Source organism: Chitinophaga sp. (genome assembly GCF_035538455.1).
GTDB lineage: Bacteria > Bacteroidota > Bacteroidia > Chitinophagales > Chitinophagaceae > Chitinophaga.
In genome coordinates this window covers 41048-54760 of the sequence record NZ_DATLKJ010000269.1, presented here as the reverse complement: position 1 = coordinate 54760, position 13713 = coordinate 41048, and the positions used below count along the sequence as shown (strand labels likewise).

Genomic DNA, 13713 nt, shown 5'->3' with positions numbered 1-13713 from the left:
TTTAGTTTTTGTATCTATGACAACTTTAAATAGTTCTATTACACCCGCCGTCAATTCCTCGTATCAATCTTTATCCTGGAGGATACTTGTGTTCCTGGTGTCGTTGGTGCTGTTCGAATTTTCTGTCTACATCAGTAATTCGATGGTACAGCCCTGCATGCTTCACATTGTAAACGAGTTTCATGCATCTGAGGCCTGGTTAGCTTCTTCAGCCAGTGCCTTTCTTCTGGGGGCAACGTTGTTCCAGGTTTTCTACGGTCAGCTGACAGATCGTTTTGGAAGACGGTCTGTCATGATTGGTGGCGGCTGTATTTTCCTGCTGGCATGCTTTGCAGCGCTCTGGGTATCCAACATCCAGAGCTTTGCGCTCCTGCGTATTTTGCAAGGCTCGGGCATGTGCTTAATTGCGGCGGTAGGTTATGTCGCCGTTCAGGAGGCCTTCCCTGAAAAGAAAGCTGTTACCGTGATTGCACTGATGACTAATGTGGCCCTGCTTTCTCCGGTGATAGGGCCCATTTCAGGCGCTTTTCTGATGGCGTTTACCAGTTGGCGCTGGGTCTTTGGTTTAATCATGATCCTATCCGGTGTTTCGCTCTGGGGGCTTTATTTGTTCATGCCAGAAACATTGCCTGCCGCACGTCGCAGCTCCGACCTGTCTTTTTCAAAACTGGCGCGTGATTATGGAACGCTCTTCCGGTATTCTTTTTTCATGCAAAGCTCATTTGCGGTTGCGACCCTGATGCTGCCCGTTTTTGCGTGGAGCGCGCTGGCGCCGAAACTGATCCTGGTAGATCAGGGATTATCGCCTTCGAACTATGCATTGATCCAGGTACCTATCTTTCTCAGCCTGATTGCCGGAAACGTGGTACTGGCATGGAAAACACGCGTGTGGCCATTGGGAAAATCTGTGGTGGTGGCATTGCCGTTTATAGCATTGGGGCTGTTATTACTGTTGATATCCGCATTGCGTCAGCAGCATACTTTTCTCATTGCAGCGATGGCGTTATTCACGCTGGGGCAAGGCATGTCCTGTGGCATCCTGATGCGCTTTGCTTTAATGGAGAGCGCCATAACAAAAGGAACCGTGGCTTCCGCCATCAGCCTGATCACCCTGGGTTTTTATTTTCTCGGCATTCAGATTTCCAACCTGGTTGTTCTCAGGTGGGGCTTGTGGGGCTTTTGGGCGATTATCCTCTGTTCATTCACCGCGTATGGTATTTTGTTAGGACCAGTTCTTCGACGGAATATGGAAAAGAGAAAAGAGCAGCAGGAAGATATTTAATCCTGGCATAAATGAGCAGACCTAAAGGAGAGCAGGCAATACTACTGCTCTCCTTTTTAATATTATACAGTTGCCATAAACTTACAGATGCCGCACCTTCCACCGTGCCATCCGCATTTACCACCTCTTTAAGAAAATGCAGGTTCAAAAAAGATCGGAGTCCACATTAAATATCATCTTTTTTATTATTACCGGCATAACCGAAGATATTCTATGTCAATCGTTTTAGCTCATGCCCAATAAGTATCGTAGGTCAGTACACGTTATACCGCAGAGAGTTAATCTAGATTTATCAAGACAGTCATTTTTAATCCAAAATCTGAATCAATCATGAGCAAAGTTTTACTTTTTGCAGCGGCACTGCTATGTAGCACAGTGTCGTTTGCACAGGATTACTGGCGGCCGCACACAGATGCCACCAAAATCACTACCGACAAAGCCGTATCCCGGCTTGCATTTCCGGCGACTTTCAAATTATTTGATCTGAACTTCACTCCTCTCCGGAATGAAGTGTTCAAAACTGCCGGCAATGCATCCGCACATTCCTCTATTATCTCTTTGCCTAATGCAGACGGGCAAATTGAGCAGTTCGAAATCATAGAAGCGTCCAACTTCGAACCTGCATTGCAGGCCAAATTCCCTGAAATAAGGGCATTTTCAGGAAAAGGCATTACCGATAAATATGCCACATTAAAGCTGAGTATCTCTCCGCAGGGTATACAAACAATGGTTTTCCGTACCGGAAAGGAAAATGAATTCATTGAGCCTTATTCTGCTGACCACACTGTTTACACAGTATTCAAAAAACAACCAAGGACTTTACCCTGGAAGTGTTCTACTCCCGAGCAAAAAATGGCAACCGACATAGGTAACCACATACCTAATGTTACCGCAAGATCAACCGGTGACCTGAAAACCATGCGGCTTGCTCAATCAGTTACAGCTGAATACTCCAATTATTTTGGAGCCACCAGCGCTTCACAGGTTTCACTGGTACTCGCAGCTGTCAATGCTACGCTTACCCGTTGCAATGGTGTTTATGAAAAGGACCTGGCTATCCATCTTAACCTGATCACAGCAGCTACCAATGTATTTTACTATAACCCTTCAACAGATCCGTACTCTGATGCCGGCTCAGGCGCCGGCGGAGCGTGGAACGGTGAATTACAAAGCACATTGACTTCTGTAATCGGCGCTTCAAATTATGACATTGGCCACCTGTTCGGTGCTTCCGGTGGTGGTGGTAATGCAGGCTGTATAGGTTGCATCTGCGATGACAATCAAAAAGGAAGTGGCTTCACTTCTCCCGCTGATAACATTCCGCAAGGTGATAATTTTGATATTGATTATGTAGTGCATGAAGTAGGACACCAACTGGGCGCCAACCATACTTTCTCCATGAGCAACGAAGGTACAGGCGTGAATGTGGAACTCGGTTCCGGTATCACTATCATGGGATATGCCGGTATTACCGCTCAGGACCTGGCCCCGCATTCTATCGATATTTACCATGCCGCTTCTATCGCACAAATCCAGGCGAATCTTTCCAGCAAGACCTGCCCGGTAACCACCAGTATATCCGGTAATAATGCAACACCAGTTGTCAATGCCGGTAGTAATTATACTATTCCTATCAGCACTCCGTTTGCGCTTACCGGTTCTGCTACGGATGCTAATCCCGGCGATGTGCTGACTTACTGCTGGGAACAAAATGATAATGCTTCATCATCACAAACAGGCAGCAGTAGTGTAGCCAGTGCCACCAAAGCATCCGGCCCCAACTGGATATCATTTTCACCTACTACATCCCCGACAAGGTACTTTCCCAAACTGGCGACTATCCTTGCAGGCGGCTTAGTGTCTGGTCCGCTGCCCGGTGGCGATGCAGGAGCGAATACAGAAGCACTGAGTTCCGTTTCCAGAACATTGAAATTCAGATTAACTGTAAGGGATAATGCTCCCTATAGCTCTACAGCACCGGTAAAAGTTGGTCAGACCAATTTTGGGGACATGACAGTAACCGTCACCAATACCTCAGGGCCTTTTGCAGTAACCTCACCTAATACTGCTGTATCATGGGCCGGCAATTCATCACAGACCATCACCTGGAGTGTGGCAAATACCACAGCATCACCTGTTAGCACTGCTAACGTAAAAATATCCATCTCCACAGATGGAGGCAATACATTCAGCACATTGGTGGCAAGCACCCCCAATGACGGTAGTGAAGTGGTAACTATTCCCAATACACCCACTACTACAGCCAGAATAAAAGTAGAAGCTGTAGGAAATATTTTCTTTGATATTTCCAATACCAACTTCACCATCACATCCGGTTCATCCTGTGCTTCTCCATCAGGATTAACTGCTTCTGCTATTACCACTACATCTGCTACAATAGGATGGACAGCTGTAAGCGGCGCCGCATCATATGATGTAGATTATAAAGCCACCTCTTCTTCTACATGGATCAATGCTGCAACAGCTACAACAGCTACTTCCGTAAACTTAACTGGTCTCACAACCGGAACTACCTACGATTACAGGGTAAGAACCAATTGTACCAGCGGCAGCAGCGCTTATTCAGCTGCACAGTTTACAACCACCTCAACAGGCACCTGTAATGCACCTACCGGTTTAACCAGTTCGGCTGTAACAGCCGCCAGTGCTACCGTTAGCTGGACTGCCACCAGTGGCGCCGTATCATATGATGTGGATTATAAACCTAATTCATCTTCAACGTGGACCAATGTCGCAACCGGAACTACTTCCACCTCTGTTAATTTAAGCGGACTAACATCCAACACATTATATGACTGGAGAGTAAGAACAAACTGTTCAAGCGGCAGCAGCACATATGCTACTGCACAGTTCACAACTTTAACGCAAACTGGTTGTGCAAATCCGCTCGATAACTCAACTAATGGAACCACTTCCGGCGCTGCCACCATTCCATTTAATACCGATGTTACCGGTCTTATCAACCCAACCGGCGATGTTGATCATTACAAATTTGTGATCACTACCCGTGGCACTATTACGATTACATTACGCACATTGCCTGGCGACTATGACCTGCAACTGCTGAACAGCTCAGGAGCACAGGTTGCTATTTCACAGGCAGGTGGTACCACTAATGAAAGTATCAGCAGAACTGTTAATCCAGGTACTTATTATGCACAGGTATATGGTTACAATGGAGCCAGCAGCGCTACCACCTGTTATACATTACGGGTACAATTAGGTACTGCCAGCCGTGAAGCAGATCAGATTACCAAGAATGAACAAAAAGAAAGCGTAGAGGTATTCCCGAATCCTGTTAATAATATAGTAAACATCAATCTTACAGGCTACACAGGAAAATCAGATCTGAGGATACTTGATGTGAATGGCCACGTGGTATTACACCGTGAGCTGAGCGCAACTAAATCCCAGCTTGATATTTCTTCATTACCTCCAGGTGTTTACATCATAAGGGTTAAGAATGGCGTAAAAGAAATTCATATGACGAAGATTGTTAAACAATAACACAACTACAGATCCCGATATAACAACGCCAGTAACCTGAAGGCTACTGGCGTTGTTTATGAAGATGAATTAATAAGCTTTGTTCAGAGAAACAGATTTAATAAATGACAATCACTGTTTGCTACTCCCGTCAAATTTTACCTGCTGTTTTTCAGCGCCCGTACTTCCTCCAGTATCTGCCCGATATTTTCTGAAAGCTGTTGCATATCTGTAGTAGCTTTGGGCATTTGTTTGCTGTGATACCCATAGAACTGCCATATTTCCAGGACATCAGATACTTCTACAGTATAAGGCTTGTAACTGCTGTTGAGCGATTCCAGTAAAACTGTCCGGTCCTCGCTAACTGTTACCAGCTTAAAAACAAAATCATTTATCCCATTCAGGATCACAATGCACGGAGTACCCGGTTTCAGCGCTTTCCAGTCTTCAACGAACTTCGCGAGTACATCACTCCCATCTGGAACAGGCAGCATGGAATCACCTGTTATCGGGAACATACGGAATGTCCCCTGCTTTGGTAAATTAGGCATATTGAATTTAGGGAGCCCCGCGATAAACTCCGGATCATTGTACCCGCGCACATAACCAGCTTTCGCTTTTACCGGTACATATTCAACATTCTCTTTATTATCCCTGTCTACAGTGATCGCAAGTACCCTCAACTTCCCTCCCATCATATACACATCATTGCCTGCTTCCAGCTCGCGGAGCTTCATTTCTCCAAGCCGGGCAAGGTCTACCTTCAATAATGCATCAATAGAAATTTTAAAGTATTCAGAGAATTTAATAAAATCTACCGCCGACGGATTGGCCGTACGCCCCGATTCCAAGGCCTGCAACTTAATCCTGGTTATCCCGATCAGCCTGGCCACCTCTTCCTGGCTCAACTGCTTTCTCTCCCGCAGAAAACGGATATTGGAATGGAAAAAAATTTTTGCCGGCTTCATAATATTTGTTACAATTGAGAACAAATATATGTTACTATTAGTAACATGCCAACTTTTAAATGAACATGCGTGAGATGGAGGCAAAATCGGAAGTAATTGCAAAGCTGCAACGGGAAATTCTCGATTTGCAGGGTTTGCGGGTACCCCTTGATTCGGAGCTGGAGGATACCGGTTTGGGTATGATCAATAAGGCATTTCCCAACCATACATTCCCGGTAAGTGCTGTCCATGAATTTATCAGTCACACAAAAGAAGAAGCCGCAGCCACTACAGGCTTTATGACCGGGTTACTTAAAATACTTATGCGCAAAGGCGTTTGCCTTTGGGTAAGTACCAACCGGCTGACCTTTCCTCCAGGGTTGAAGGCATTCGGCATCTCCCCCGATCAGGTAATTTTTGTTGATGTCCCCAGTAATAAAGAAGGGCTTTGGACTATTGAAGAAGGCTTAAAATGCGAACGGCTTTCCGCCGTCGTTGGAGATATATCCAACCTCAGCTTTGTGGAATCACGACGTCTGCAGCTGGCTGTCGAAAAAAGCCATGTTACCGGATTAATTCATCGCAGTAGTACCATCCCATGCAGTAACAGTGCCTGTGTATCCCGCTGGCATGTACAACCCTTGGAAAGTATAATAGAAGAAGGTATGCCCGGTGTCGGCTATGCAAAATGGAGGGTAGAATTGTTGAAAATACGTAACGGCCGCCCCGGCATATGGCAGGTTGGCTGGACAGAACAAGGCTTTCACATCGCGGCTGCACAGCATTCCTCCGCTCCTTCTATCATCAGGAAAGCAGGTTAAGGTGAACAGATATTTATCCATATGGCTGCCACACTTAATTACGGACAAGGTTATACAACTGCGTCCGGAATTAAAAACATGTCCCTTCGTCATTGCGACCTCAGAGCGGGGACGCATGATCATAAAAACAGCAAGCCCCATCGCCCGAAAGAAAGGTATTACACCCGGTATGGTCCTGGCTGATGGTAAGGCTGTTCTCCCAGAACTTAAAGTATTTCCGGATAAAGTTGATGTTGAAAAAAAACTATTGACCGAACTCGCTCTGTGGTGCCTTCGTTTTACCCCTGTAGTTGCAATAGACCCGCCAGAAGGCCTGCTGCTGGACATAAGCGGCTGCGCCCATCTTTGGGGAGGTGAAGCGCCTTACCTGAAAGAGATAACTACACAACTTAAAGCCGGTGGCTACAATGTCAAAGCAGCCATAGCAGATACGATCGGAGTAGCCTGGGCCATCGCAAGATTTGATAAAGACAACAGTATTATTCATCCGGACGGACAGCTACCTGCTTTGAAACCCCTGCCACCAGCAGCGTTGCGGTTGGAATTGCCGATCCTGGAAAGGATGTACAACCTCGGGTTCCATTCAATAGATAACTTTATCACGATGCCAAGGTCCGTGCTCCGCCGGCGTTTCGGGCTACCGCTACTGAACCGTATTGACCAGGCGCTTGGACAGGCCACAGAATTACTTGACCCCATACAACCTGCTACCGCATTTCAAAAGCGACTACCTTGCCTGGAACCAATAAGAACCAGGAAAGGCATTGACATTGCCCTCCAAACCTTAGTGGAACAGCTATGTGAACAACTGCTTACAGCCGGCAAAGGCCTGCGTTCTGCCATATTTAAATGCTATCGGGTGGATGGAGATCAACAACAGGTATTTGTTGGTACCAATAGCCCTGTACGTAATGTTGTACACCTATTAAAGTTGTTTGAGCAAAAAACAGGCATCCTGATGCCCGACCTTGGATTCGAACTTTTTGTATTAGAAGCACCGGTAACAGAAGCCCTTTCAGCAAGGCAAGAAGCATTCTGGTCCACACTCGGTGGCTGCGATATTGACGCCACTATTCTGGGACTACTCGATAGAATATCAACACGGATGGGCAGCCATACGGTCAAACGATATATACCCACTGAGCGCTACTTACCGGAATGGTCTTTTACACCCGCCGGATCACTGAACGATCAGGCAACAACTTCCTGGAGAAATGACCGGCCACGCCCGGTGCTCCTATTACCCAAACCCGAACCGGTAAAAGTAACGGTGCCCATTCCGGATTATCCACCCATGATGTTCATCTATAAAGGTAAAACGCATAAAATAAAAAAAGCAGATGGTCCTGAGCGCATAGAAAACGAATGGTGGCTGGAACAGGGATTAGTCAGGGATTATTACGTAGTAGAAAATGAAGAAGGTGCAAGGTATTGGCTATTCCGGCTGGGACAATATGATGAGCAGCCCAAAAAACCAGCGTGGTTTATCCATGGATTTTTCGCCTGAAAATTAACACAGATGGAATACACAGAATTACAGGTCACAACTAATTTTACTTTTTTGCGGGGCGGCTCCCATCCCGAAGAAATCGTAGAATATGCAGCATTACTAGGTTACGAAGCGATTGCTATTACAGATCGCAATACTCTCGCAGGGATCGTACGCGGCCACGTTGCTGCCCGAAATAAAAACATCCGCATTATCCCCGCCTGCCGCCTCGATTTACAGGATGGCCCAAGCCTGCTTGCTTATCCAACAGATATAAAAGCATACAGCAAACTATCTGCACTACTCACCGAAGGAAATCTGCGGACAGAAAAAGGAAAATGTGAACTGTACAAAAAAGATATCTACCAACATGCAGCAGATATAAAATTTATCATTGTTCCACCCGACGAACTAAATAACGTTTATGATTTTGAGCAGCGCTTTAAAGATGGGATACAGGAATATAAAACCATGCTGCGCGATAACCTTTATCTGGGCGCCATCCGTAGCTACCAGGGTAATGACGCCAAGAAATTATACCGTCTGTCTCAGCTCTCCGGAACATACAACGTGCCCATGGTCGCGTTGAATGATGTCCATTACCACTGTCCCTCCCGAAGACAGCTACAGGATGTGCTGACCTGCATCCGCGAAAAATGCACGATCCAACAGGCCGGTTTCAAACTTTGCCAGAATGCGGAACGTTACCTGAAACCGGAAAAAGAAATGTTGCGCCTTTTCCGCCAGTATCCTGATGCCATCGCCCGGACAAAAGAGATTGCTGGCGCCTGCCGCTTCTCTCTTGATGAATTAAAATATGTCTACCCCGAAGAGTTGACCACTGAAGGACGCACACCACAAAAAGAGCTTGAAATGCTTACCTGGAAGGGAGCCAGAGAGAGATTTGATGATAATATTCCTGAAAACATCAAAGAAAGCATACAAAATGAGCTGGCTTTCATGGAAAAGAAAAATTATGCCTCTTATTTTTTAACAGTGTATGACCTGGTTCGCTTTGCCCGCAGCAAAGAAATACTATGCCAGGGACGCGGATCAGCAGCCAATTCTGTAGTGTGTTATTGCCTTGGTATCACTTCTGTAAATCCTGCGAAGTTCAAACTATTATTCGCCCGGTTCATGAGCGATGCCCGGGACGAGCCACCAGACATCGATGTAGACTTTGAGCACGAACGTCGCGAAGAAGTAATGCAATATGTGTATGAAAAATATGGACGTGACCGTGCCGGTATCGTGGCCACCGTTACACAGGTACACTGGAGAGGCGCTGTCAGGGATGTAGGCAAAGCGATGGGCCTTTCTCAGGATGCCGTAGATCATCTGGCAAAATCTGATTACCAGTTTACAGCGGATTGGTTTGACGGGAAAATCAAATCCAGCGAGGGCTTCACTTCCAAAGACCCGCACCTGTTAAAGGTAATCGATCTGACAAGACAATATATAGGCTTCCCTCGTCAGCTCGGACAACATACAGGAGGCTTTGTGATTACACAAAATAAACTCTATGAATTATGTCCCATTTTGAATGCACGGATGGAAGGCCGTACCAACATCGAATGGAATAAAGATGATATAGAAGCGCTGGGCTTTTTGAAAGTAGATGTGTTAGCGTTGGGCATGCTTACCTGTCTCCGTAAAGCATTTGATCTTGCAAGGCTGCATCATGGGGAGCATCTCACGCTCTCTAATATACCGGAGGATGACAAAAATGTATATGAAATGATCAGTCATGCTGATACCATCGGTGTTTTCCAGATTGAGAGCCGTGCGCAGATGTCCATGTTGCCACGGCTCAGACCAAAAGAATTTTATGACCTGGTCATTGAAGTAGCCATTGTGCGGCCCGGCCCCATACAGGGAGATATGGTGCATCCTTACCTGCGCAGACGCAATAAGCAGGAAGATCCGGAATACCCATCCAAAGAGTTAGAAGAGATATTGAAACGAACCTTAGGCGTTCCTTTATTCCAGGAACAGGCAATGGAAATTGCTATTGTAGGCGCCGGCTTTACACCCGCTGAAGCGGATGGCCTACGCCGCAGTATGGCGACCTTCAAAGCACAGGGAAAAGTAAGCGCATGGCGCGAGAAGCTAATCAACGGCATGGTAGCAAAAGGGTACAAAGAAGAATTTGCTGCGCGTGTATTTAAACAACTGGAAGGCTTCGGTAGCTATGGTTTCCCGGAGAGTCACGCTGCCAGCTTTGCACTGTTGGTATATGTCTCCTCCTGGCTTAAATATTATTACCCGGATGTATTTGCAGCAGCACTACTCAACAGTATGCCAATGGGATTCTACCAACCGGCGCAGATCGTGATTGATGCACAAAAGCATGGCGTTGAAGTAAGACCGGTTGATGTGAATCATTCCACCTGGGATAACCTGCTTGAAACCAAAGAAGGAAAGTACTGCCCGATAAGATTGGGATTCAGACAGGTTACCGGTCTTAAAGAAGAAGAAATGCAACTCCTGGTTCAAAACAGGAAGCACCCCTATACCAGTGTTGTTCAGCTACACGATGCAGGTGTTTCCCAACGGGCATTAGAACTCCTCGCCAATGCAGATGCATTTCTTTCAATAGGAATAGATCGCAGGCGGGCCTTGTGGGAAGTCGCAGCCCTGTCGGATAAACCTGTCGGCGCTTTTGAAGGGCAGCCTTCAGCATCTGAAAACGAACCAGCAATACATTTACCAGAACTTAGTTTAGCAGAACATGTTTTTCGGGACTACAGCAGTACAACACTATCCCTGAAAGCGCATCCGGTAAGCTTTGTGCGACGCAAACTCCTCAAGGCGCAAGTGTTTACAACAGCAGACATAAACCGCCTGCCAGACGGCGCTCCCGTGCGCATAGCCGGACTGGTACTCGTACGCCAACGCCCCGGAACCGCAACAGGCATCTGTTTTATTACACTGGAAGATGAAACAGGCATCGCCAATCTCGTCGTGTTTAAACCCATCTTCGACAAATACCGGCAGGAAATCATACAAGCCCGGTTACTCATGGTAGCTGGTAAACTGCAAAGAGAAGGCGAAGTAATACATGTTGTTGTACAACATTGCTATAATATGAACAGGTTATTTGACGACATCCCCATTCACGAAAACAGTAATGCAAATACAGGAAAGGCAATTCAGGCAGAGATATTTTCGGAAGGAAGGAATTTCAGATAGCTAAATTTAACACCCAGGCTCACAGCATAACAATACCTTTTCAAATATCCCCTAAGCAGGGTAATCCAACTGCAGCAGGATTATGTAATCTTGCTACAGATAACTATTCCTCAAATCCTAACAGTTAGCCAGGCGATCTCTTTGCTGCAACATTATTATTCTGCAAACCTTCTTTTACACCGAAACAAAAATTATGAAAAAGACCGTATAGACAACTCCGGAACTCCGTTGTCACTTCATGTAAATATGGGTTAATGTGCTTATGCAAAGCCAGTGAGATCATCTCATATGGAGGATCTGTATTTTCTTCTAACCAACTTACCGCAACCAGGATTAGGCGCCATCAAATAAATGGATAGGCCAATAGTACTTGATGATTTTAAATATAACCATTAAAAACAACCAGCTTTTAATTTCTCAATCTCAAAAATGAAAATTATGAAAACTGACTCCATGATCACTGCATCCAATCCAACAAGCTACGATTCTCTCCATGAATTCCAAACAACGCACTCCTTCTGGAATAATGACCTCTTTAATGCCTGTAGAAGAGGTTGGCTTACAAAAGAAGATTTTAAATACATATTCTCACAATATTACCTTTATTGTAAGAATTTTACGCGGTACATTACAGGTGTAATGACCAATTGCGAAGATGATCTCCAGCGTGCTAATTTATCTGAAAACCTTTGGGAAGAAGCCGGAGAAAAAGAGCCGGAGAAACGGCATGCTGAAATATTCCGGAAATTTCTTAAAGAAGTTCTTGAGATAGACCTGAAAGCTATTAAGTTTGAGCCCTTTACTTACCAATTTGTTAATAGTTATCTTAAAGAAAGCCAGCGTCCCGACATCGTTCACGGTACTGCATTCTTATCCCTGGGAACTGAAGGCATTGTTGCAGAAATGTATAAGCAATTCATTGAAGGCATGCTTAAGGCAGGAATACACGATAGTGACCTGCTGTTCTTTCATTTGCATGTAGAGTGTGATGATGACCATGCGCTTACTCTTGAAAATATGTTGATGTCTTATCAGCATCAGCCTAACTGGTTTGAAACTGCAAAGACAGCTGTCGATATTGCCCTCAACCTCAGATATGATTTTTTTAACAACCTTTACAAAGCGCTTTATCTAAATAAAATCACCCCGGTTATTAATGGCATAATTGATGGGCAATCCTTAGCGGCCAACACAACACAACTACACTATGAGAGAAAACATGATAAGATTTACCAGAATAAGGAAGATGAAAACAATATTGAATTCAGTGTTGACAGAATTGCACTTTCAGGTCAGGTACTGGACCCCAGGATTGTACATATACCATCTGGAAAACAGAATGAGAACCATTCACACGCACATGAAACTTACATATATATCATTCAGGGAAATGGCACTGTAAAAATTGATGACATGGAATTCCCTGTTTCTGCTGGCAGTTCTATTCTTGTTCCCCGTTGGTCCAGGCATCAGACAAGTAATACCTCTGAGAATGAAGAGTTAATATTTTTAGGTGTTACCGATTTTAATCTCACAAAAAATTTTCCAGGTAATACTGAGACAAGTTATAGAAAGTCTGCAAAAGCATAGAACGGGAATCATAATTGGGAAAACGGCTGACATTAAAAACGGAGCCAGGGCATGGCTCACGCTTTTACCACTCACCTCACAAAACAATATTTACCATCGAAAAAAAATTGATGGAGCAAAGCTCTTCTGTTGCAGAGAAGGATGCTCCATCTTTCTTTTCTAATTGTCTACTATCATTGTGGGAATATAGTAAATGTCATACGCTACACATTGCCGGCGGCAGACTTGAATTTTTCCTCATCCGTAGTCATAGCCTTTCCGGTCTTATTGGGCTGTCCTTTCCCGGTAGTGATCAAGCTATGTAAGCTTTCCTGTATATAGTGACTCCAGCCATTAACGCAAACGTCGTAGCATTCATAATCAGGCACTAATCCTTCGTGTGTGAAGCGCAAGCGGGTCTTACCATTCTCCACTGCAATATCGAAGACAACACAGGTGTCTACCCATTCCGCTTTATCATTTTCGAACCCATCACGCTTAGAAAGTCCATCAGCTTCATCAAAGATTCCTGGTTTGAAATAATTATCCAGCACCCGCCAGACAACCCTCTTTTCCGGAACCACCTCCGTTAGTTTCATTTTTGAACGATGGATATCCTCAAAATGATAATCGAAGACATCATCAACTTTACTCGTTCCTCCTTCTATTTCCTCTGACCACCAGGCACGGGGATCAATAATGGCTCTATATACGTCTGAAGGCGATTGATCTACCAATAAGGTAGCCGTGAAGTTTTGATTTGACATAACTGTATTGCTTGTTTTGTTAACGAATATGTTGGCCCATACAAATGTAACCAATCGGTTACACAATAAGGCAAAAAAAATGACTTGTTTCCAGTGCAGCCTTTTTTTGATGCTACTTATTGACTCAAAGATACCATGC

General features: G+C 45.1%; 8 protein-coding genes. 6 read left to right on the top strand and 2 right to left on the bottom strand.

The genetic code is table 11. The features are described 5' to 3' along the window. Nucleotides 1-16 precede the first annotated feature (16 nt). Together VM802_RS30800 and VM802_RS30795 are read left to right on the top strand one after the other, a co-directional pair. A complete protein-coding gene (locus tag VM802_RS30800) occupies nucleotides 17-1282 on the top strand; it encodes an MFS transporter (protein WP_325538128.1) in 1266 nt (421 codons plus the stop codon). Between the two features lie 330 nt (nucleotides 1283-1612). After that, nucleotides 1613-4810 carry a reprolysin-like metallopeptidase gene (locus tag VM802_RS30795; protein WP_325538126.1) on the top strand — a complete coding sequence of 1066 codons (3198 nt, stop codon included), beginning with the start codon at nucleotides 1613-1615 and terminating at the stop codon, nucleotides 4808-4810. A 137-nt stretch (nucleotides 4811-4947) separates the two neighbouring features. On the opposite strand, the gene VM802_RS30790 is transcribed toward VM802_RS30795, so the two are convergent. Further along, nucleotides 4948-5757 carry an XRE family transcriptional regulator gene (locus VM802_RS30790; RefSeq protein ID WP_325538124.1) on the bottom strand — a complete coding sequence of 270 codons (810 nt, stop codon included), beginning with the start codon at nucleotides 5755-5757 and terminating at the stop codon, nucleotides 4948-4950. Nucleotides 5758-5831: 74 nt separating this feature from the next. On the opposite strand from VM802_RS30790, the gene VM802_RS30785 reads away from it, so the two are divergent. The 4 genes from VM802_RS30785 to VM802_RS30770 all read left to right on the top strand — a co-directional run bounded on the left by VM802_RS30785 (nucleotide 5832) and on the right by VM802_RS30770 (nucleotide 12828). Beyond that, nucleotides 5832-6557, top strand: a complete 726-nt coding sequence (locus VM802_RS30785) for an ImuA family protein (protein WP_325538122.1) — start codon at nucleotides 5832-5834, stop codon at nucleotides 6555-6557. Between the two features lies 1 nt (nucleotide 6558). Beyond that, entirely contained in the window at nucleotides 6559-8064 is a 1506-nt protein-coding gene (locus tag VM802_RS30780) for a Y-family DNA polymerase (RefSeq protein ID WP_325538120.1), read from the top strand. 12 nt (nucleotides 8065-8076) lie between these two features. Further along, nucleotides 8077-11238 carry an error-prone DNA polymerase gene (locus VM802_RS30775; protein ID WP_325538118.1) on the top strand — a complete coding sequence of 1054 codons (3162 nt, stop codon included), beginning with the start codon at nucleotides 8077-8079 and terminating at the stop codon, nucleotides 11236-11238. Nucleotides 11239-11676: 438 nt separating this feature from the next. Then, a complete protein-coding gene (locus VM802_RS30770) occupies nucleotides 11677-12828 on the top strand; it encodes an iron-containing redox enzyme family protein (RefSeq protein ID WP_325538116.1) in 1152 nt (383 codons plus the stop codon). 203 nt (nucleotides 12829-13031) lie between these two features. On the opposite strand, the gene VM802_RS30765 is transcribed toward VM802_RS30770, so the two are convergent. Then, nucleotides 13032-13574, bottom strand: a complete 543-nt coding sequence (locus VM802_RS30765; RefSeq protein WP_325538114.1) for an SRPBCC family protein — start codon at nucleotides 13572-13574, stop codon at nucleotides 13032-13034. Between the last annotated feature and the right edge of the window lie 139 nt (nucleotides 13575-13713).